Consider the following 19,441-nt stretch of genomic DNA (forward strand, 5'->3'; position numbering starts at 1 on the left):
CGCCGACATCCGGCGGTTCGCCGGGGCCGGCCCTTGCCGGCCGGTTCCCCGCGATCAGGCCGCGGCCGGAAACTGAGCGAGCACTTTGGCGCGGATCGACGGCTTGATGTTCGATTGCGCCATGTCGCCGCCGTAGTGGGCGACCACGCGCGGATTCATCACGCGGTACCAGAGCGGCGGCACGTACGCGAACAGGATCATCGTCGCGTAGCCGGCCGGCAGTTGCGGCGAATCGTCGAAGTGGCGCAGCGCCTGGTACGAGCGCGTCGGATTCGCATGATGGTCGGCGTGCCGCTGCAGCTGGTACAGGAACAGATTGGTGACGACGTGATTGCTGTTCCACGAATGCTGCGGCGTGCAGCGTTCGTAGCGGCCGCTCGGCAGCTTGCGGCGGCCGAGGCCGTAATGCTCGACGTAGTTCACGACCTCGAGCAGCGACGCGCCGTAGACGGCCTGGATCACGAGGAACGGGATCACGACCTTGCCGGCCATCGCGATCGCGATGCCCCATACGACGACGGTCATCGCCCAGGCGTGCAGCACTTCGTTGCGCCAGGTCCAGGGCGAATGCCCGAGCCGTTCGAGGCGTGCCTTTTCGAGCCGCCACGCCGAGCGGATGCTGCCGGTCACGGTGCGCGGCAGGAAGGCCCAGAACGATTCGCCGTAGCGCGCGCTCGCCGGATCCTCGGCCGTCGCGACGCGCACGTGGTGGCCGCGGTTGTGTTCGACGTAGAAGTGGCCGTACGCGACCGGCGCGAGCGTGATCTTCGCGAGCCAGCGCTCGAAGCGGTCGGTCTTGTGCCCGAGTTCGTGTGCGGTGTTGATCGAGATGCCGGTCGCGGCGCCGAGCGACAGCGCGAAGCCGACGTAGTCGTACCATGCGAGCGCATGCGTGCCGACGATCCAGACGCACACGAAGAACGCGACGTATTCGACGAAGGTCGCGAGATAGACGATGAGCCGGTAATAGCGCTCCCGCTCGAGGTGCGGGACGACGGTCTCGGGCGGATTGTCGCGATCGTCGCCGATCAGCGTATCGAGGATCGGGATCACGCCGAACGCGAACAGCGGGCCGAACCACCAGAACACGTGCAGGCCCGTCGACAGCGCGAGCTGGGCGGCGAGGATCGGCAGCGTGATCGTCAGCGCGCCGAGCAGCCACAGGTAACGCTTGCCATCCGACCAGCCCGAGGCCGATCCGTCGGTCGTTGCCATTGTCTCCCTCCTGTCGGCCGGCCCGAGGGCGGCCGCATGTACGGTTGTTCGTATGCTCGCGGGACCGCGACGTGCGCGGCGGCACCGGATCTTCCCCCGGTTCTGCCTGTTATACGATCCATGCGCGCGCTTGCCAAACCCCGGCGCTAGGCGCGCGGCTCCAAACGCCGGGGCGCGTGGGGCGCGGGCCGGGAAGGGCCGGCGCGCGCCGATTGAAACATGCGGGACGCGCCGGATCGACCCGGCCCGGCAGCGGGTTCGTCAGACGGATGGCCGGCGGCGATGCGTGCGGACAATGGGTTGGCGTGTCTGCAACAAATGTTGCATCGCAATATGCTTGACGGAACAGGCACCCGCGAGGCGGGCCGACAGGCTCGTCCGTTTTACCTGTCATGACGGTTTTCGCGGTGAAATGGGTCGGGCCCGAAGCGCGACGGCCGCGCGTCGCAAGGCGTGCGGCGCCGCGGCCCGGACGGCAGCACCGTCGCCGTCGTCCGACGGCGTGCGCCGATCCGGCGATGCTGCACTCGCACATGAACCGGCGTACCCGGCTGCCGGCGGCGCTGCTGCCTTTCGATTCTCGCCGTCATTTGAAAATAACGATTTGACTCATGCCCCGCTTTCGGTTGAAGCTAGTAGCTTGCTGTCCGAAGGGGGCTGTGCCTGCATGAGTTCGACCTTGACCGTTCGTCGTATCGTTGCCGACCAGGGTAGCGTGTATCGCGAACTCCGCGCCGCGTCGCTGCGCGAGCCCTACGCGCCCGGCGAAGCGCCGGAGGCCGAATTGCTGAACGTCGAAACGGACGCAGCGTCGGCGATCGCCGCGCAGCGCGCCATGTCTGACGAATCGACGACTTTCCTGCTGTACACCGAAGGCCATCCGGCCGGCATGATCGGCGCGTACTTCGACAACACGCCGGAGCGGCGCGCGTTCGTCAGCGAGCTGTGGGTCGCGCACGCGGTGCGCCATCTGCGTGGCGGCGTGCTGCTGCTGGAGACGGCCACCGCATGGCTCGCCGAGCGCGGCGCCGAGGACGTCTACGCATGGATCGCCGATGCGAACCGCAACGCGATCCGCTTCTACGAACGCGCGGGTTTCGGCAATACCGGCGAACACGCGCCGATCGCGCGGATGCCCGGCGCGATGAAATCGCTGTACGTGTCGCAGGTGAAGCACTGACGCAAGGTCAGGATGCGGGCCGTGCGGCGCGACCAAGGTCCGGTCGCCCGCCCGCCTGCCGGTTGCGGCCCCGCCCGGGCCGCCGCAACCCGGCTTCCCAAAAATAATGGCCGCACGCGTGGACGCCTGTAAAATACGCAAAAAATTTTTGCAGAGTGTCCATGTCGCTTAAAAAATCGCCATTCTTCGAGCTGCGCAGCGGATCGGTCGATACGTTGCTGTTCACCGTGAAGACGACCGATCTCGATGCGTTGCGTGCCGAACTGGTCAAGCGCTTCGAAGCGACTCCCGAGTTTTTCGCCGACGATGTCGTCGCGATCGACGTTCGCCGCCTGGCGGACGGCGAACGCGTCGCGCTGGCGGACATCCGCCAGATGTTGAGCGACGTGCGGATGCGCCCGGTGGGCGTCGTGGCGCTGGCAACGCAGGGCTGGGCGGGGGACGCCGGCCTGCCGTTGCTCGAGGCGCGTGATCGCCGCGCCCCGGCCGCGAAGCTGGCCGACGACGCGGAACCGGCGCCTGCCGCCGAAGCCGCCGTCGCCGCTCCGGCAGCCGAACCGGCGCCGGAGCCCGCGCCGGCCGTGTCGCAGGCGGGCGGCCAGACGCTCGTGATCGACCGGCCGTTGCGTTCGGGGCAGCAGATTTACGCGAAAGGAGACCTCGTGGTGCTCGCGCCGGTCAGTCACGGCGCGGAGATCATCGCGGAAGGCAATATCCACATCTACGCGCCGTTGCGCGGCCGCGCGCTCGCGGGTGTGCACGGCAATCACGACGCGCGCATTTTCTGCACGTGTCTCGAACCGGAACTGATTTCGATCGCGGGTATCTATCGAACGACCGAGAACCCGCTGCCCGCCGACGTACTGGGCAAATCGGTGCAGATCCGGCTCGAAGAGGAAAAACTGATGATCGAACCGCTGCGCCTGACGTGACCTACGCGGCACGCTCCGGATCGATCGGCTCTCATTGACGAACACAGGGTATTGGGTAAATGGCAAAAATCATCGTGGTGACCTCGGGCAAGGGCGGCGTGGGCAAGACGACGACGAGCGCGAGCTTTGCGTCCGGTCTCGCGCTGCGCGGCCACAAGACGGCCGTGATCGACTTCGACGTCGGCCTGCGCAACCTCGATCTCATCATGGGCTGCGAGCGTCGCGTGGTGTACGACCTCGTGAACGTGATCCAGGGCGAAGCGAACCTGAACCAGGCGCTGATCAAGGACAAGAAGTGCGAGAACCTGTTCATCCTGCCGGCGTCGCAGACGCGCGACAAGGATGCGCTGACGCGCGAAGGCGTCGAGAAGGTGCTGAACGATCTCGCCGCGATGGACTTCGAATTCATCGTCTGCGATTCGCCGGCCGGGATCGAGGCCGGCGCGCTGCACGCGATGTACTTCGCCGATGAAGCGCTGATCGTCACGAACCCGGAAGTGTCGTCGGTGCGCGACTCGGACCGCATCCTCGGCATTCTGTCGTCGAAGACGAAGCGCGGGACCGAAGGCAAGGATCCGATCAAGGAGCACCTGCTGATCACGCGTTACAGCCCGAAGCGCGTGAGCGAAGGCGAGATGCTGTCGCTCGAGGACATCAGCGAGATCCTGCGCATCAAGCTGATCGGCGTGGTGCCCGAGTCGGAAGCCGTGCTGCACGCATCGAACCAGGGCCTGCCGGCCGTGCATATCGACGGCACCGACGTCGCGGAAGCGTACAAGGACGTCGTTGCCCGCTTCCTCGGCGAAGACAAGCCGCTGCGCTTCACCGACTACCAGAAGCCGGGCCTGCTGCAGCGCCTCTTCGGCAGCAAGTAACGGAGGCCGCTCATGTCCATCCTTTCGTTTCTCCTCGGCGAGAAGAAGAAGTCCGCATCGGTCGCGAAGGAGCGCCTGCAGCTCATCATCGCGCACGAACGGGTCGGCGGCCGGCCGCCGGCCGATTACCTGCCCGCGTTGCAGAAGGAACTCGTCGCGGTCATCTCGAAGTATGTCCAGATTTCGAACGACGACATTCGCGTCAGCCTCGAGCGCCAGGACGATCTCGAAGTCCTCGAAGTGAAGATCGAGATCCCGCAAGCCTGACCCTTGCAGGTGTCCCTCCGCACGGCGGCCGGTGCTGCCGTGCGCGTCTTACGCCCTGTTGCACTTTCGGCCATCCCGTAACACGGCGCCTGTCGGCCGAATCCGGTCCTCCCGCATTGAACGAATACGCTCGCGTAACTTGTTCAACCAGGAGGATGTGATGGCTGTCTCTACCGTTCAACGTCGTATCGTTTCGCTCGCCCTGTTCGCAGCGGGCCTGTCAGCCGTCGTCGCGCCGTTTGCCGCGCATGCGGAGGAAATCATTGTCGGCGCGCCCGTGATCGCGCAGCCGGGCCGCATGGTCGTCGCAGAGCCGGTCGCCATGCGCACCGAGGAAGTCGTCGTCGTCGCGCCGAACGCGCCGCCGCCGGTGCGCTACGAAGTCGTTCCGGCCGCACGGGTCGGTTACGTGTGGGAGCGCGGCCACTGGCACTGGGATCATGGCCGCTACGTGTGGATCGGCGGCCACTGGGAAGCCGAGCGCGTCGGGATGCATTGGGTGCCCGGCCACTGGGACCAGCGCGGTCCGAACTGGTTCTGGACCCGTGGCCACTGGGCATGATCGAGGCACGCGATGAAAAAAACCGTAATCGCCATCGCGCTCGTCGCGATCACGCTGGCCGGGTGCATCGTCGTACCGGCGCGGCCGGCCTACTACCATCCGGCGCCCGTCGTGATCTACTGAGCGTCGCGCGGGCCGGGCTGCGCCGGGCCGTTCGCGGCGGACGCAGCCGGCTCGACGCCGGACGAGGCCGCCGCGTGCGGCGTGCTTGCGACCGGCGCGGCGGAGGACGGCGCGCCGCCGTCTTCGTCGCGCAGCGTGTCGAGCGGATCGGCGGGCGCGGCGGTCGCATCCTGCGGCTCGGTTACGCCGGTCGCCGCCGTCGATGTGCCCGCGGCGCCTGCCGCGGCCGGTTCCGCGGCCGCGACGGGCGGCGCGAGATAGCGCAGGGCGAGCGTTTCGTAGAGCGGCGGCGCGAAGAAGCGCGACACGCGGCTCGACACCAGCGCGGTGGCCATCAGCGAAATCACGAGCGCGTGACCGTTGATCATCTCCATCACGATCACGAACGACGTGATCGGCGACTGCGTGACGGCCGCCAGATAGCCGACCATCGCAAGGGCGATCAGCATCGGCAGGCTCATGTTGCTGAACACGACGTGCAGCAGGTTGCCGAATCCGGCGCCGATCGACAGCGACGGCGCGAAGATCCCGCCCGGGATGCCCGGCAGGTACGACGCGACCATCGACACCATCTTCAGGAAGGGGTAAAACACCGAAAGATGCTGGCTGCCGTCGAGCAGGCCGCGCGCCTCGGCATAACCGCTGCCGAACGTCGTGCCGCCCGAGACGAGGCCGACGACGGCGATCGCGAAGCCGCACAGTGCGGCGAACGTGATCGGCCGCTCGCGATACAGGCCCAGCAGTTGCGCGGGCAGCCAACGTCCGGTGTTGAGCAGCAGCCAGCAGAACAGGCCGCCCGCGATCCCTGTCACGATCGCGGTGACGAGCACGGCAATCGCCAGCATTTTCGGAAAATGGGGGCCGGCATCGATCGTACCGAAATACGTGTAGTTGCCGTTCAGGCCGAGCGCGACGACGCCGGCGAGGATGATCGCCGTGATCAGCACGCCGCTCGCGCGTGCCGAGAAGCTGCGCGTCAGTTCCTCGATCGCGAACACGATCCCGGCGAGCGGCGTGTTGAACGCGGCCGACAGCCCGGCCGCCGCGCCCGCCAGCACCAGCTGGCGCTCGATCTGCGCGTTCGAACGCGGGTAGAAGCGCCGCAGGTTGAACATCAGCGCCGCGCCGACCTGCACGGTCGGCCCTTCGCGGCCGATCGTGAAGCCGCCCAGGATGCCGAGGAACGACACCAGCACCTTGCCGAACAGGATGCGCAGCGTCAGCAGCCGCGCGCCGAACGCGCTCGGGCGCGCATGCAGCGTCGCGATCACCTGCGGGATGCCGCTGCCCTCGGCACCGCGGAAGAAGCGGCGCGTGATCCATACCGATGCGGCCGCGATCGCCGGCGTCAGCAGCAGCGGCAGCCACGCGGCGTGTTCGCGCATCGTGCGGAAGGTCTCGTAGCCCCAGTCGATCAGCCGCGCGTAGAGCACCGCGGCGAGGCCGACGACGATCGCACCGAGCCAGAAAACGCCGTACTGGCGCCAGATGCGCAGCGAGCGACGGGTGAGCGCGGGAAACAGGGCAGGAATGTCGTGGCGTGGCATCGACGCGGGCCGGAGGGCAAAGACCGGATTATAAAAAGAACCGGATGGGTGCGGGAATCGAGAATCTTCCTGAAAGGAGACGCACTTTGTTGCAAAGGTAATTTTCTCGTAATGTCTGCGCATGACAACATCGTTAGCATGTCAAATCGGCCAGCCTTTACCCACATATCGTGAAACGTATCCTTATCGTGAAAGTGACGTCGCTAGGCGATGTCGTTCAGACGTTGCCCGTTGTTGCGGATCTGCACCGCGCGTTCCCTGGCGTAACGGTCGACTGGGCGGTGGATGAATCGTGCGCGGAGGTCGTGCGCTGGCATCCGGGCGTGGCCGCCGTGCTGTGCGCGCCGTTGCGCCGCTTCAAGAAGCTGCGCAATGCCGGCGACCTGAAGGCGATCTCGGCGTCGATCGGTGAGCTGCGCGCGCACCGTTACGACGCGGTGATCGACCTGCACGGCGTCTACAAGAGCGCCATCATTTCGGTGCTGGCGCGCGCGGCGCGTCGCGTCGGCTACCAGACGCGGGATCTCGGCGAAGCGGGCGCACGCTTCGCGTATTCGCATCGTTTCGGCCCGCGTCCGGACTGCGACGCCTGGCACGGGATGCGCGTGAGCGCCGGCGAGGCGCTCGGCTACGTCCCTGCGGGCGCTGCCGCGTACGGCATCGTCCCGCCGCAGGGCGTGAACCTGCCCGCGGCCGTGGCCGACAGCGCGCCGTTCATGCTGCTGTTCCATGCGACGTCCAATCCCGACAAGAAATGGCCGGCCGACCACTGGGCCATGCTCGCCACGCAGATGATGATGCGCGGCGTGCGCGTGCTGCTGCCGTGGGGATCGGCGGCCGAGCATGACGATGCGCAGGACATCGCGGCGCGCGCGCCGGGAGCGGTCGTGCTGCCGGCGATGACCGTCCGTGAACTTGGCGCGGCGCTCGGCCGGGCCGCGCTCGTGGTGGGCGTCGATACGGGGTTCGTGCACATGGCGCGTGCGCTGCAACGGCCGACCGTGATGATCTTTGTCGCGACGTCGCGTCATCATTGCGGAATCGGCGGCGCGCCGAACGCGCTGTCGATCGGCGAACCGGGCGCGATGCCGTCGGTCCGGCAGGCGCTGGACGCGATCGACGCGGTCGGCCCGGCCTATGGCGCGCAGCCGGCGCGGATGATTGCCTGACGGCGCGGAGCCGCTCAGGCGAGCAGCGCCTCGACCGTGACGACGGCGGCGATGGCCGCCAGGTTCGCCAGCAGGGCCTCGAACACGAGGCCGCGCCAGGTCTTCGGCCGGAAGCGCAGCGCGAGCAGTAGCGCGCCGCCCAGCGCGAGCGCGAGGATCAGGACGAGATCGGCGTTGCCGAGGCGGATGTTCATGGCGGCGGCTCCTTTCGGGGCGGGATCGCTGGGCGCGCGACGGCGCGCCCAGGATCGAGTATAGGCAACGCCTGCCGCCGCACAACCCGGGTCGCCCCGGGGGCTCAGACGAGCGATGCGTCGCGCGTTTCGCGCATCAGCAGCACGCCGATCAGGCTGATCGCCGCCGCGACCGAGACATAGCCGCCAACCCATGACAGCCCGCCGTGCGCGGCCAGCAGTTGCGCGATATAGGGCGCGATCGACGCGCCGAGAATCCCGCCGAGGTTGTACGAGACCCCCGCGCCCGTATAGCGGACGGGGGTCGGGAACAGTTCCGGCAGCAGCGCGCCCATCGGCGCGAACGTCACGCCCATCAGAAACAGCTCGATCGTCAGGAACAGCGCGACGAGCGGCATCGAGCCGCTGCCGAGCAACGGTTCCATCGCGAACCCCGACAGCAGTGCGGCGATCCCGCCCGCGACGAGCACCGGCTTGCGGCCGAAGCGGTCCGACGCCCACGCGGACAGCGGCGTCGCGAGCCCCATGAACACGACCGCCAGGCACAGCAGGCCGAGGAAGCTCTGGCGCGGGATATGCAGCGTCGACACGCCGTACGACAGCGAAAACACCGTCGAGATATAGAACAGCGTGTAACAGACGACCATCGCGAGCGCACCGAGCAGTGTCGGCCGCCAGTGCTGCGTGACGAGCGTGGCGACCGGCACGCGCACGCGCTCGTTGCGGTCGAGCGTGGCCTGGAACGCGGGCGTTTCGGTGATCTTGAGCCGCACGTACAGGCCGAGCGCGACGAGCACCGCGCTGACCAGGAACGGGATGCGCCAGCCCCAGCCGCGGAACTGCTCGTCGGACAGCGACAGCGCGAGCGCGAAGAACAGGCCGTTCGACATCAGGAAGCCGACCGACGGCCCGAGCTGCGGGAACATCCCGAACCAGCCGCGCTTGCCCTGCGGCGCGTGCTCGGTCGCGAGCAGCGCCGCGCCGCCCCATTCGCCGCCGAGGCCGATCCCCTGGCCGAAGCGCAGCACGCACAGCAGCACCGGGGCGAGCGTGCCGATCGCGTCGTAACCGGGCACGAGGCCGATCGCGGTGGTCGACACGCCCATCACCAGCAGCGACGCGACGAGCGTCGACTTGCGGCCGATGCGGTCGCCGAAGTGCCCGAACAGGAACGAGCCGATCGGGCGGGCGATGAATGCGATGCCGAACGTGACGAATGCGGACAGCGCCTGGGCGGTCGCGGAGCCGTGCGGGAAGAAGACGGGGCCGATGACGAGCGCGGCGGCCGTTGCGTACACGTAGAAATCGTAGAACTCGATCGCGGTGCCGATGAAGCTGGCGAACACGATGCGGCGGTGGCTGACGGCGCCGGCCGAACCGGTTGCGTGTGCAACGGCCGGGGGGGATGCGGACATGAATGTCTCCGTTTTATCGTTGGGCGGTCGGCTGGGCGTGCGCTCGGGCAGGCGCAAGCCTGCCTGGAGCCGCCGAGCCGATGAGGCGGTGGCGGCGTGGCCGCGCGCCGTCGCGCGGACGTCACCCGCCGGTCGACGATGGAGACGGATAGGTCGCCGCCGCCCGGTGCCGGCATGGTCGGATCGCATGCCGGGTAGGGCCCGCGAACCCGCGCGCGGCGTGATGGCCGCGCGGTTGCGGAAAATTATAGCCAGCGCCGCCGCACGCCGGCAATCGCGAGGCAGCGACCGGTCATTCGATCGATTGCGCCTGCGCGGACGCGGTGCTTTGCAACTGGAAGTGGCCGTCGTCGTTGAAGAGCCAGCCTTCCATCATCTCGATCTGGCCGTTGCCGTCGAGCAGTCGGGTCGGCGGCGGCGGCAGCGGCGCCGAGCGCCGGAGCGACGCGAGCGCGAGCGCCTCCGCTTCGCTGTCGCCGTTGCTGCGGTAGACGGATGCGTTGACGAGACGGCCGCTGCGGTCGACCGTGAATGCCACGACGACGAGCGACCGGAGCATTGCCTGCGGCGTGCCGTGCAGCATGCCGGCCGGGTTGCGTTCGGCGACGCGCCGGGCGACTTCGACGCGATACTGGTCGAGGTTCCCGCTGCGGGTGATCGACGGGATCGTCAGGACCGCGTGCGGCGGCGGCGGCGTGATCGTGCACGCGGCAAGCAGGGCGACGACGGCCAGCGCAACTGCACGCAGCCGGTCGACGCACGGACGGGGAAGGGGGCGCATGAGAGGCTAGCCAGAAGTGACTATAGAAAAATGATAGGCGTACCGACGCGGGCCGATATCGGGAGAAACGCATAACGGGCGATGCCGTGTGTCGCGATGGCTGATGACGCGGGCATGCGAGCCGTGCATCGCGATGGGACGCGACATGTGACGGCGCCCGCGCGGCATGCGTCGCGGGCGCATGCCGGCCGGTGCGTTGCACGATTGAAAGGCGCGGAGCGGGCGCAGGCGCGCGGCCGGCCGAACCCGGCGGTCTCGCGGCATCCCCTCGGCAGAAGCCCGCGCAATCGCGGGCGTTGCGGTTCGCCGGGTTCAGAAGCCGTGCGTGACGAGCGACAGCACCGACAGGTCGGGGTGCGTGCCGTCGATGATGCTCTTGCCGATGTGCACGGCTTCGTGGACGGCTTCGTCGACGCTCGCGAAGCTTTCCTCGCCGTCCGCGTGGAACGGTACCGCGTGGCCGGGCAGTGCGGGATTCGTGCCGGGATGGCACACGTAGCCGGTGTAGGTGTAGCGCGTGTCGTTGCCGGGTGCCATGGCCGGCACGACATGGATCTCGAAGCCTTCGTAATCGACGTGTTCCGTCGGTGTCGACAGGTCGGTCATGGCGATCTCCGTGTGCCGCGCGCAGGGGTGGCGCGTGCGGCATCGAGTACGCGGCGGCGGTCGTGTCGCCGTGATGAACGAATTCTAGGTGATGGTGCGCCGGGCCGGGAGGCATCAGGCGCGGACCGCCGCCGGCGCCCGCGGTTCAGGTGCCGCGCGACGCGCGGCACGCACCCGCGTTCCGGGTCGACCGGCGGGCGCGCGCGGATGGCTGCGTCACTGCTTGCAGCGGGCGTCCTTGCGCTGCACGACGACGATCACCGGGTATTTCTGGCCGTGGTCGAGTTCCACGCGCGCCACGACGGTCAGCGTCGCGGGATCGGAATCGTCGTACACGCTGACCTGTTCGTTCCGGAGGTAGGTCACGCCGGTGCAGTTCGACGTGCGTCCGTCGTCCGACACCTTGCACTGCAGGTCGTTGTCCTTCAGGTAGTTGTACGGCGCCGGGCTCGCGAGGTATTCGCTCAGGCCGCGCGGCGAGCCGCCGACGCCGGTCACGTACGCGATCGCGCACGATGCCTGCGCGTCGCTGCCGGCGGCGGTGTCGGCCGCCGCGTGCGTGCTGACGGCCACCAGCATGGCGGCGAGCGACGAGACGATGATGGGCTTCATGACGTGGGTTTCCCGTTTCGCGGATCGGAGCGCCGGATTGTAACGGCATCCGGCGCGACGCGTCGGAACGTGCGGGAAGGGCGCGGCGAAAAGCAAAAAACCCCGTCATTCTGCGAATGGACGGGGTTTGGCGAACTGCCTGGCGGAAGCGGTGAGATTCGAACTCACGGACAGTTTCCCGTCGCTGGTTTTCAAGACCAGTGCCTTAAACCGCTCGGCCACGCTTCCACACGAGGCGGCATTGTAACCGAAATGCTGCGATGTTCACCTTCAGTCGTCGCGCAGGAACAATTCCTGCAGGTCGTTGAGGAAACGCTGGCCGAGCGGCGTCGGCGCGACTTGCGCGAAATCGCGCGCGATCAGCCCGCGCCGTTCCGCCTCCTGCAATGCCGGCTCGATCGTGCTCATCGGCAGGCCGGTGCGCTCGGCGAAGCTGTGCACGGGGAAGCCCTCGACGAGCCGCAGCGTGTTCAGCATGAACTCGAACGGCAGGTCGCGCGCGCCGACTTCGCGCTCTTCCTGCACGGGCGTGCCGGCCAGCGCCTGCTCGATGAAGGTCGCCGGATGCTTGTAGCGCGCCTGTCGCAGGATGCGGTTCGGGAACGACAGTTTCGTATGCGCGCCCGCCCCGATCCCGAGATAGTCGCCGAAGCGCCAGTAGTTCAGGTTGTGCTTGCACTGATGATTCGGCTTCGCGTACGCGGAAACCTCGTAGCGACCGTAGCCGGCCTCGGCCGTGCGTGCGTGGATCCATTCCTGCATGTCGGCCGATGCGTCGTCGTCGGGCACGACGGGCGGGTATTTCGCGAACAGCGTATTCGGCTCGAGCGTCAGGTGATACAGCGACAGATGCGGCGGCGCGTAAGACAGCGCGGTCTCGATGTCGGTGCGGCATTCGTCGAGCGTCTGGTTCGGCAGCGCGAACATCAGGTCGAGGTTGAAGTTGTCGAAGTTCTTCGCGGCGATCTCGACGGCCGCGCGCGCCTGCGCGGTGTCGTGTATCCGGCCGAGCGCCTTCAGGTGCGTCTCGTTGAAGCTCTGGATGCCCACCGACAGCCGATTCACGCCGCTCGCGCGGAACTGCGCGAACTTCGCGGCCTCGAAGGTGCCCGGATTCGCCTCGAGCGTGATTTCCGCATCGGCGTCGAGCGGCAGCAGCGCGCGTACGTCGGACAGCATCCGGTCGAGGCCGGCCGCCGACAGCAGGCTCGGCGTGCCGCCGCCGATGAACACGGTATGCACCTGCCGGCCCCACACGAGCGGCAGCGCCTGTTCGAGATCGGCGCGCAGCGCGTCGAGATACTCGGTTTCCGGAAACCGCTCACCCTTCCATTCGTGCGAGTTGAAATCGCAGTACGGGCACTTGCGAACGCACCACGGAAAATGCACGTACAGCGCGAGCGGCGGCAGCGACGTCAGCCGCACCTGGCCGGGCGACGTGAAGGTCGCGACGACGCGCGCGCCGGTTTCCGCGGCGCGGCTCATGCGGCCTCCGGCGGCGAACGGGTATCGGGCACGCTCATGCTTCCTCCGCGAGCCGCGCGAGCAGCGCTTTCAACGCCAGCGCGCGATGGCTGTGCGTGTTCTTCACGGCCGGCTCGAGTTCGGCGGCCGTCGCGCCGAGCGACGGCAGGTAGAAATACGGGTCGTAGCCGAATCCGTGCTCGCCGCGCGGCGTGTCGACGATCTCGCCCGACCAGCGTCCTTCGGCGAACAGCGGCTCGGGGTCGTCCGCGTGGCGCACCAGCGCGAGCACGCAGCAATAGTATGCGCGCCGGTCGTCGACGCCGTGCAGTTGCTCGACGAGATACGCGTTGTTCGCCGCGTCGCCCTTGTCGCGGCCGGCGCGCTGCGCGTAGCGTGCCGAATAGACGCCCGGCGCGCCGCGCAGCACGCGCACGCACAGGCCCGAATCGTCGGCGATCGCCGGCAGCCCGGTGAGCCGCGACGCGTGACGCGCCTTCGTCAGCGCGTTCTCGATGAACGTGCCGAACGGCTCTTCCGCCTCGGGCACCGCCAGGTCGCCCTGCGGGACGATCTCGATGCCGACCGTCGAGAACAGCGCGGCGAATTCGCGCAGCTTGCCGGCGTTGTTCGACGCGAGAACGATGCGCGACAGCGGCGCGATGGTGCGGTCGTCAGGCATGTCCGGCACCCAGCACGTCTTTCTGGAGCCGGACGAGCGCGCCGATCCCGCCTTGCGCGAGGTCGAGCAGCGCGTTCATCTCGGCGCGCGAGAACGCCGCGCCTTCCGCCGTGCCCTGGACTTCGACGAAGCCGCCGGCGCCCGTCATCACGACGTTCATGTCGGTGTCGCAGCGCGAATCTTCCGCGTAATCGAGATCGAGCACCGGTGCGCCTTCGTACACGCCGACCGAGATCGCGGCGACGTGGTCGGTGATCGGCGAGCGCGTGAGCTTGCCGGCCGCGATCAGCGTCGACACGGCGTCGTGCGCGGCGACGAATGCGCCGGTGATGCTCGCCGTGCGCGTGCCGCCGTCGGCCTGGATCACGTCGCAGTCGATGTGGATCGTGCGCGGGCCGAGCGCCTCGAGGTCGAACACCGCGCGCAGCGCGCGGCCGATCAGGCGCTGAATTTCCTGCGTGCGGCCGGTCTGCTTGCCGCGCGCGGCTTCGCGATCGCTGCGCGTATGCGTCGCGCGCGGCAGCATGCCGTACTCGGCGGTCAGCCAGCCTTGCCCGCGCTCGCGCAGGAACTCGGGCACGCGCTCGGCGACGCTCGCGGTGCAGAGCACCTTGGTGTCGCCGAATTCGACCAGCACGGAGCCTTCGGCATGTTTCGTGTAGTGGCGCGTGAGGGCGACCTTGCGCAGTTCGTCGGCGCGGCGGCCGCTCGGGCGGGACAGGGAGGACGTCATGTTGGAATCGCGAAACGAGAGGAAACCCCGATTCTAGCGCCGAACGGCGGGCCTGCCCGGCGGGGCGGCCCGCAAAAATGGGATAATGCGCGCTTCCCGCCCCGCGCTTTCCGATGCGCCGGGCGCCTCGACATATCCCCGCCCGCAAGGGCACCCAGACGGCGAGACGAACCATGATCTACAGCATGACGGGCTACGCGAGCGCGACGCGCGAACTCGTGACGGCCACCGGCAACGGCGGCACCAGCGTGTCGGTCGAACTGCGCACCGTGAACTCGCGCTTCCTCGACCTGAATTTCCGGATGCCGGACGACGTGCGGGCGTGCGAACCCGCCCTGCGCGAAATGCTGATGAACAAGCTGTCGCGCGGCAAGGTCGACGTTCGCATCAACCTGCAGCGCGGCGAGCAGAGCATCGGCGCGGGCGCGCTGAACCAGTCGGCGCTGGGCCAGCTTGCCGAACTCGAGCGCTCGGTGCTCGACACGTTCCCGGGCGTCGGCCGCCTGCGCGCGGGCGAGATCCTGCGCTGGCCCGGCGTGCTGGCCGAGAGCGGCGTGTCGGCGGAAGCGATCCGCGACGCGGTGCTCGCATGCGGCAAGGAAGCGATCGGCGAGCTCGTCGTCGTGCGTTCGCGCGAAGGCGCGCAACTGGCGACGATGCTGCTGTCGAACGTTGCCGAGATGGAAGCCATCGTCGCGCGCATCACGCCGCTCGTGCCGGAGCTGATCGCGAAGCATCAGCAGAAGATCGTCGAGCGGTTGCAGGAGGCGCTCGGCATCGCGGCGCCCGAAGGCAGCGCGCCGATCGTGACGCGCGAGGAAGCAGCGGAGCGCATCCGGCAGGAAGTGACGATGTACGGGATCCGGATCGACATCGCGGAAGAGCTGTCGCGGCTCACCGCGCACCTGAACGAAACGCGCCATGTGATCGAGAAGGGCGGCCGCGTCGGCAAGCGTCTCGACTTCATGATGCAGGAACTGAATCGCGAAGCGAACACGCTCGGCTCGAAGGCGGCGGCGAAGGAACTGGCCGACGCGTCGATGGCGCTCAAGCTGCTGATCGAGCAGATGCGCGAGCAAGTGCAAAACCTGGAGTAAAGCAACATGACGGAATCCAACCGCGACGTCCACGCGTCGCATTCGCTGCACGGCGGCGTCTATCCCGGCAACCTTTTCATGGTCGTCGCGCCGTCGGGCGCCGGCAAGTCGACCCTCGTGAATGCGCTGCTGTCGAAGGACAGCGACATCTGCCTGTCGATCTCGTACACGACGCGCAAGCCGCGTCCGGGCGAACAGGACGGCCAGCACTATCACTTCACGACGGTCGACGATTTCCGCGCACGTCATGCGGCGCACGAATTCCTCGAAAGCGCGGAAGTGCACGGCAACTACTACGGCACGTCGCGCGTCTGGATCGAGGAGCAGATGAAGAGCGGCCACGACGTGCTGCTCGAGATCGACTGGCAGGGCGCGTTGCAGGTGAAGAAGCAGTTCCGCAACGCGGTCGGCATCTTCATCCTGCCGCCGTCGCTCGACGCGCTCGAGGAGCGCCTGAAGAAGCGCGGCCAGGACGAGCCGAACGTGATCACGCGGCGCCTGCTGGCCGCCGGCAGCGAGATCGCGCACGCGTCGGAAGCGGAATACGTGGTGATCAACGAGAATTTCGAGCGGGCGCTCGCGGAGCTCGAATGCATCGTCGCGGCCACGCGCCTGCGCTTTGCTTCGCAGTACGCGCGACACACGGAGCTGTTCATCGAGCTCGGCATCCATCTGCCCCACGCGGAATGACGCGGGGGACGAGGGACATAAGGTAGAATAGGGACTATATTCAGAAGGAATTACCAACATGGCTCGCATTACCGTCGAAGACTGCCTGAAGCAAATCCCGAACCGCTTCGAACTGGCGCTCGCCGCCACCTATCGCGCGCGGCAGCTCGCGCAAGGCCATACGCCGAAGATCGAAAGCCGCGACAAGCCGACCGTCGTCGCGCTGCGCGAAATCGCCGCCGGTCAGGTCGGTGTCGAGATGCTGAAGAAGGTGCCGGTGTAACGCGCATCCGGCCCGTTCCAGCCATGTAATCCACGCGCGCAACGACTCGACCTGGAGGCGAATATGAGCACCACCCCATCGTCCGCCTCCGCGGATTCGACCACCGAAGCCACGGCCCAGTCGCCTGCGCGCCAGTACATCGACGCGGTCCTCGAACAGTCCTTCAGGCATCTGTTCGGTCCGACCGCCACGCCGGAGCAGCCTCGCAAGCACGGCGTCGTTTCGATCGCGAAACTGACGGCCGCGCTTGCCGAGTACCTCCCTCCGGAAGAGATCAAAGAGGTCAAGGCGGCGTTCCACTTCAGCGACGAAGCCCACCTCGGTCAATATCGCCAGAGCGGCGAACCCTATATCACCCATCCTGTCGCCGTCGCGGAAATCTGCGCCGGCTGGAAGCTCGACGCGCAGGCCGTCATGGCCGCGCTCCTGCACGACGTGATGGAAGACCAGGGCGTGACCAAGAGCGAGCTGGCCGAACGGTTCGGCCCGAAGGTCGCCGAACTGGTCGACGGCCTGTCGAAGCTCGACAAGATGGAGTTCCGCAGCCGCGAGGAAGCGCAGGCGGAGAACTTCCGCAAGATGCTGCTCGCGATGGCGCGCGACGTGCGCGTCATTCTCGTCAAGCTCGCCGACCGCCTGCACAACATGCGCACGCTCGGCGCGGTGCCGATGGAAAAGCGCCGCCGGGTCGCACGGGAAACGCTCGATATCTACGCGCCGATCGCGCACCGCCTTGGGTTGAACAACACGTATCGCGAGCTGCAGGACATGAGCTTCGCGAATTTCAACCCGCATCGCTACGCGACGCTCGAGAAGGCCGTGAAGGCCGCGCGCGGCAATCGCCGCGAGGTGATCAGCAAGATCCTCGAGGCCGCGCAGCGCGCGATGGCCGATGCAAAGATCGACGCGGAGATCACGGGCCGCGAGAAAACCATCTACAGCGTCTACCGGAAGATGCGCGACAAGCAGTTGTCGTTCTCGCAGGTGCTCGACGTGTACGGCTTCCGCGTCGTCGTCGACAGCCCGCTCGACTGCTACACGTGCATCGGTGCGCTGCATGCGCTGTACAAGCCCGTGCCCGGCAAGTTCAAGGACTACATCGCGATCCCGAAGATCAACGGCTATCAGTCGCTGCACACGACGCTCGTCGGCCCGTTCGGTGCGCCGATCGAGTTCCAGGTGCGCACGCGCAAGATGCACGAGATCGCCGAGGCCGGAGTTGCCGCGCACTGGCTGTACAAGAACGGCGGCGCGGATCTCAGCGACGTGCAGAAGCGCGCGCACCAGTGGCTGAAGTCGCTGCTCGACATCCAGAGCGAGGCCGGCGATTCGAGCGAATTCCTCGAACACGTGAAGATCGACCTGTTCCCCGACGCGGTCTACGTGTTCACGCCGAAGTCGAAGATCATGGCGCTGCCGCGCGGCGCGACGGCGCTCGATTTCGCGTATTCGATCCACAGCGATCTCGGCAACCAGTGCGTGGCCGTGAAGATCAACAACGAACTGCTGCCGCTGCGCACCGAGCTGAAGAGCGGCGACATCGTCGAGGTGATCACCGCGCCGTATTCGAAGCCGAACCCGGCGTGGCTCGGCTTCGTGCGGACCGGCAAGGCGCGCTCGGCGATCCGCCACTACCTGAAGACGATGCGGCTGAACGAGTCCGTGCAGCTTGGCGAGCGGCTGGTCGACCAGAGCCTGAAGGGTTACGGCCTCGCGCTGGCCGATGTCGAGCCGGAAGTGTGGGAAAAGCTCGTGCAGTGGACGGGCAACAAGAGCCGTCAGGAAATCTTCGCGGACATCGGCCTCGGCCGTCGCGTGGCCGCGGTGATGGCCAAGCGCATCGAGGTGCTGATGAGCGGCCGCGATGCGGACGACGATCTGCCGAAATCCGAGCGGCATGCCGCGCATCATGCGCCGCCGGTCGTGATTACCGGCACCGAAGGGATGTCGGTGCAGTTGTCCGCGTGCTGCCGGCCGATTCCGGGCGATGCGATCATGGGCTACATCGGGATCGGCCTGGGCATGGCGATTCATACGACCGATTGCCGCGTGGCGCAGCGTATCCATCGCCGCGATCCGGGGCGCTGGATCGACGTCGAGTGGGCGCCGCAGCCGGGTCGCCTGTTCGATGTCGCCGTGAAGGCGCTCGTGAAGAACACGAAGGGCATCTTTGCGCGCGTGGCGGCGGACATCACGTCGGCCGATGCGAACATCGTCCATATCGCGATGGACGAGGATCTGACGCACGAATCGACGGTGCTGCGCTTCGTGATCCAGGTCAGCGACCGCGTGCATCTCGCGAACGTGATGCGGCGCGTGCGAACCAATCCGGACGTGATGCGGATCATGCGCGAGCGCTCGACCGACGACGGCGCGCATGCGCGCCACGATGGCGGCATGCGCATCGAGCGCGAGCGGCAGGATTATTGATGCCTGCCCGGGCGGGCGGATGATCGAGCGACGGCGGCCAATGGCCGCCGTTTTTCTTTGTGCGGCGGGAAACGGCGAAGGGGCGGCGCGGCGGCCGTTCTTGCGGAGAAAGGCGCACGCGACCTTGCCGTGGGCGAGGGAGGGCGGAGCGGAAAAGAAAAAGGGCTTTCCCGGAGGAAAGCCCTTTTAAGGTGGCGCGGCTGGCAGGATTCGAACCCACGACCCCTTGGTTCGTAGCCAAGTACTCTATCCAACTGAGCTACAGCCGCACGCAAAACAAAACACGACTACTTCGAACTGAAAGGGCCTTCGATTCGGAAGGCCCTCGAAAAAAGTGGCGCGGCTGGCAGGATTCGAACCCACGACCCCTTGGTTCGTAGCCAAGTACTCTATCCAACTGAGCTACAGCCGCACGCAAAACAAAACACGACTACTTCGAACTGAAAGGGCCTTCGATTCGGAAGGCCCTCGAAAAAAGTGGCGCGGCTGGCAGGATTCGAACCCACGACCCCTTGGTTCGTAGCCAAGTACTCTATCCAACTGAGCTACAGCCGCACGCAGAAGAGGGATTATAGCAGGGTTGTTTGAAAAGGGAAGCCTTATTC

Annotated in this window: 20 protein-coding genes and 4 tRNA genes; 10 read left to right on the plus strand and 14 right to left on the minus strand. The window is 67.2% G+C overall.

All coding sequences use genetic code 11. The features are described from left to right. Positions 1-54: 54 nt before the first annotated feature. The gene (locus tag GQ57_RS08490) at positions 55-1,215 is read right to left on the minus strand and encodes an alkane 1-monooxygenase (RefSeq protein ID WP_034197630.1); all 1,161 of its coding nucleotides are present in this window, start codon (positions 1,213-1,215) and stop codon (positions 55-57) included. A gap of 667 nt (positions 1,216-1,882) precedes the next feature. Between GQ57_RS08490 and GQ57_RS08495 the strand changes: the two genes are divergently transcribed. The 5 genes from GQ57_RS08495 to GQ57_RS08515 all read left to right on the plus strand — a co-directional run bounded on the left by GQ57_RS08495 (position 1,883) and on the right by GQ57_RS08515 (position 5,031). Further along, entirely contained in the window at positions 1,883-2,395 is a 513-nt protein-coding gene (locus GQ57_RS08495; protein WP_031402899.1) for a GNAT family N-acetyltransferase, read from the plus strand. Positions 2,396-2,556: 161 nt separating this feature from the next. After that, a complete protein-coding gene (gene minC / locus GQ57_RS08500) occupies positions 2,557-3,327 on the plus strand; it encodes a septum site-determining protein MinC (protein ID WP_031402898.1) in 771 nt (256 codons plus the stop codon). 59 nt (positions 3,328-3,386) lie between these two features. Beyond that, a complete protein-coding gene (gene minD / locus GQ57_RS08505) occupies positions 3,387-4,202 on the plus strand; it encodes a septum site-determining protein MinD (RefSeq protein ID WP_031402897.1) in 816 nt (271 codons plus the stop codon). A 12-nt stretch (positions 4,203-4,214) separates the two neighbouring features. After that, positions 4,215-4,469 (plus strand): cell division topological specificity factor MinE, encoded by a 255-nt coding sequence (gene minE, locus GQ57_RS08510; protein WP_006400798.1) that lies wholly within the window; start codon positions 4,215-4,217, stop codon positions 4,467-4,469. 160 nt (positions 4,470-4,629) lie between these two features. Next, positions 4,630-5,031, plus strand: coding sequence for a YXWGXW repeat-containing protein (locus GQ57_RS08515; RefSeq protein ID WP_031402895.1), 402 nt, complete (start codon positions 4,630-4,632; stop codon positions 5,029-5,031). A gap of 116 nt (positions 5,032-5,147) precedes the next feature. Here the strand turns inward: GQ57_RS08515 and GQ57_RS08525 are convergent, their stop codons facing one another. Continuing rightward, on the minus strand, positions 5,148-6,701 hold the full coding sequence (locus GQ57_RS08525) for a chloride channel protein (RefSeq protein ID WP_034197631.1): 1,554 nt from the start codon (positions 6,699-6,701) through the stop codon (positions 5,148-5,150). Between the two features lie 170 nt (positions 6,702-6,871). On the opposite strand from GQ57_RS08525, the gene waaC reads away from it, so the two are divergent. Further along, positions 6,872-7,870, plus strand: coding sequence for a lipopolysaccharide heptosyltransferase I (gene waaC, locus GQ57_RS08530; protein ID WP_031402892.1), 999 nt, complete (start codon positions 6,872-6,874; stop codon positions 7,868-7,870). Positions 7,871-7,884: 14 nt separating this feature from the next. On the opposite strand, the gene GQ57_RS08535 is transcribed toward waaC, so the two are convergent. The 9 genes from GQ57_RS08535 to rph all read right to left on the minus strand — a co-directional run bounded on the left by GQ57_RS08535 (position 7,885) and on the right by rph (position 14,357). Beyond that, positions 7,885-8,064: a hypothetical protein gene (locus tag GQ57_RS08535; protein ID WP_021164136.1), complete on the minus strand. Its 180-nt coding sequence runs from the start codon at positions 8,062-8,064 to the stop codon at positions 7,885-7,887. A gap of 104 nt (positions 8,065-8,168) precedes the next feature. After that, the gene (locus GQ57_RS08540) at positions 8,169-9,479 is read right to left on the minus strand and encodes an MFS transporter (protein WP_031402891.1); all 1,311 of its coding nucleotides are present in this window, start codon (positions 9,477-9,479) and stop codon (positions 8,169-8,171) included. A gap of 292 nt (positions 9,480-9,771) precedes the next feature. Beyond that, positions 9,772-10,260 carry an energy transducer TonB family protein gene (locus GQ57_RS08545; protein WP_031402890.1) on the minus strand — a complete coding sequence of 163 codons (489 nt, stop codon included), beginning with the start codon at positions 10,258-10,260 and terminating at the stop codon, positions 9,772-9,774. 312 nt (positions 10,261-10,572) lie between these two features. After that, the gene (locus GQ57_RS08550) at positions 10,573-10,866 is read right to left on the minus strand and encodes a hypothetical protein (RefSeq protein WP_031402889.1); all 294 of its coding nucleotides are present in this window, start codon (positions 10,864-10,866) and stop codon (positions 10,573-10,575) included. 216 nt (positions 10,867-11,082) lie between these two features. Continuing rightward, positions 11,083-11,478, minus strand: coding sequence for a hypothetical protein (locus GQ57_RS08555; RefSeq protein WP_031402888.1), 396 nt, complete (start codon positions 11,476-11,478; stop codon positions 11,083-11,085). A gap of 140 nt (positions 11,479-11,618) precedes the next feature. Continuing rightward, a tRNA-Ser gene (locus GQ57_RS08560) sits at positions 11,619-11,706 on the minus strand. 42 nt (positions 11,707-11,748) lie between these two features. After that, a complete protein-coding gene (hemW, locus tag GQ57_RS08565) occupies positions 11,749-12,963 on the minus strand; it encodes a radical SAM family heme chaperone HemW (protein ID WP_031402887.1) in 1,215 nt (404 codons plus the stop codon). A gap of 34 nt (positions 12,964-12,997) precedes the next feature. Continuing rightward, entirely contained in the window at positions 12,998-13,624 is a 627-nt protein-coding gene (gene rdgB, locus GQ57_RS08570; RefSeq protein WP_031402886.1) for an RdgB/HAM1 family non-canonical purine NTP pyrophosphatase, read from the minus strand. After that, complete coding sequence (gene rph, locus GQ57_RS08575; RefSeq protein WP_034197632.1) at positions 13,617-14,357, minus strand: ribonuclease PH; 741 nt, start codon at positions 14,355-14,357, stop codon at positions 13,617-13,619. The genes rdgB and rph overlap by 8 nt, the downstream gene beginning before the upstream one ends. A 173-nt stretch (positions 14,358-14,530) precedes the next feature. Here rph and GQ57_RS08580 point away from each other — a divergent pair, with 173 nt between their 5' ends. From GQ57_RS08580 to GQ57_RS08595, 4 genes are all read left to right on the plus strand, one after another. Then, complete coding sequence (locus GQ57_RS08580; protein ID WP_031402884.1) at positions 14,531-15,454, plus strand: YicC/YloC family endoribonuclease; 924 nt, start codon at positions 14,531-14,533, stop codon at positions 15,452-15,454. 6 nt (positions 15,455-15,460) lie between these two features. Continuing rightward, positions 15,461-16,144 carry a guanylate kinase gene (gene gmk, locus GQ57_RS08585; protein ID WP_031402883.1) on the plus strand — a complete coding sequence of 228 codons (684 nt, stop codon included), beginning with the start codon at positions 15,461-15,463 and terminating at the stop codon, positions 16,142-16,144. Between the two features lie 58 nt (positions 16,145-16,202). Beyond that, positions 16,203-16,406, plus strand: coding sequence for a DNA-directed RNA polymerase subunit omega (rpoZ, locus tag GQ57_RS08590; RefSeq protein ID WP_006025620.1), 204 nt, complete (start codon positions 16,203-16,205; stop codon positions 16,404-16,406). A gap of 63 nt (positions 16,407-16,469) precedes the next feature. Beyond that, positions 16,470-18,836, plus strand: a complete 2,367-nt coding sequence (locus tag GQ57_RS08595) for a RelA/SpoT family protein (RefSeq protein ID WP_031402882.1) — start codon at positions 16,470-16,472, stop codon at positions 18,834-18,836. Positions 18,837-19,028: 192 nt separating this feature from the next. Here the strand turns inward: GQ57_RS08595 and GQ57_RS08600 are convergent. The 3 genes from GQ57_RS08600 to GQ57_RS08610 all read right to left on the minus strand — a co-directional run bounded on the left by GQ57_RS08600 (position 19,029) and on the right by GQ57_RS08610 (position 19,391). Beyond that, positions 19,029-19,105 (minus strand) — tRNA-Arg (locus tag GQ57_RS08600). A 66-nt stretch (positions 19,106-19,171) separates the two neighbouring features. After that, positions 19,172-19,248, minus strand: a tRNA-Arg gene (locus GQ57_RS08605). A gap of 66 nt (positions 19,249-19,314) precedes the next feature. Then, a tRNA-Arg gene (locus GQ57_RS08610) sits at positions 19,315-19,391 on the minus strand. Positions 19,392-19,441: the final 50 nt, after the last annotated feature.

This window comes from Burkholderia sp. MSh2, assembly GCF_000731655.1.
GTDB lineage: Bacteria > Pseudomonadota > Gammaproteobacteria > Burkholderiales > Burkholderiaceae > Burkholderia > Burkholderia paludis.

Coding starts and splice junctions, on each gene's coding strand:
- minE (WP_006400798.1), top strand. CDS start 4,215: ATGTCCATCCTTTCGTTTCTCCTCGGCGAGAAGAAGAAGTCCGCATCG.
- minC (WP_031402898.1), top strand. CDS start 2,557: ATGTCGCTTAAAAAATCGCCATTCTTCGAGCTGCGCAGCGGATCGGTC.
- rpoZ (WP_006025620.1), top strand. CDS start 16,203: ATGGCTCGCATTACCGTCGAAGACTGCCTGAAGCAAATCCCGAACCGC.
- hemW (WP_031402887.1), bottom strand. CDS start 12,963: ATGAGCCGCGCCGCGGAAACCGGCGCGCGCGTCGTCGCGACCTTCACG.
- GQ57_RS08490 (WP_034197630.1), bottom strand. CDS start 1,215: ATGGCAACGACCGACGGATCGGCCTCGGGCTGGTCGGATGGCAAGCGT.
- GQ57_RS08595 (WP_031402882.1), top strand. CDS start 16,470: ATGAGCACCACCCCATCGTCCGCCTCCGCGGATTCGACCACCGAAGCC.
- GQ57_RS08540 (WP_031402891.1), bottom strand. CDS start 9,479: ATGTCCGCATCCCCCCCGGCCGTTGCACACGCAACCGGTTCGGCCGGC.
- minD (WP_031402897.1), top strand. CDS start 3,387: ATGGCAAAAATCATCGTGGTGACCTCGGGCAAGGGCGGCGTGGGCAAG.
- GQ57_RS08535 (WP_021164136.1), bottom strand. CDS start 8,064: ATGAACATCCGCCTCGGCAACGCCGATCTCGTCCTGATCCTCGCGCTC.
- GQ57_RS08545 (WP_031402890.1), bottom strand. CDS start 10,260: ATGCGCCCCCTTCCCCGTCCGTGCGTCGACCGGCTGCGTGCAGTTGCG.
- GQ57_RS08550 (WP_031402889.1), bottom strand. CDS start 10,866: ATGACCGACCTGTCGACACCGACGGAACACGTCGATTACGAAGGCTTC.
- GQ57_RS08555 (WP_031402888.1), bottom strand. CDS start 11,478: ATGAAGCCCATCATCGTCTCGTCGCTCGCCGCCATGCTGGTGGCCGTC.
- GQ57_RS08525 (WP_034197631.1), bottom strand. CDS start 6,701: ATGCCACGCCACGACATTCCTGCCCTGTTTCCCGCGCTCACCCGTCGC.
- rdgB (WP_031402886.1), bottom strand. CDS start 13,624: ATGCCTGACGACCGCACCATCGCGCCGCTGTCGCGCATCGTTCTCGCG.
- rph (WP_034197632.1), bottom strand. CDS start 14,357: ATGACGTCCTCCCTGTCCCGCCCGAGCGGCCGCCGCGCCGACGAACTG.
- gmk (WP_031402883.1), top strand. CDS start 15,461: ATGACGGAATCCAACCGCGACGTCCACGCGTCGCATTCGCTGCACGGC.
- GQ57_RS08515 (WP_031402895.1), top strand. CDS start 4,630: ATGGCTGTCTCTACCGTTCAACGTCGTATCGTTTCGCTCGCCCTGTTC.
- GQ57_RS08580 (WP_031402884.1), top strand. CDS start 14,531: ATGATCTACAGCATGACGGGCTACGCGAGCGCGACGCGCGAACTCGTG.
- GQ57_RS08495 (WP_031402899.1), top strand. CDS start 1,883: ATGAGTTCGACCTTGACCGTTCGTCGTATCGTTGCCGACCAGGGTAGC.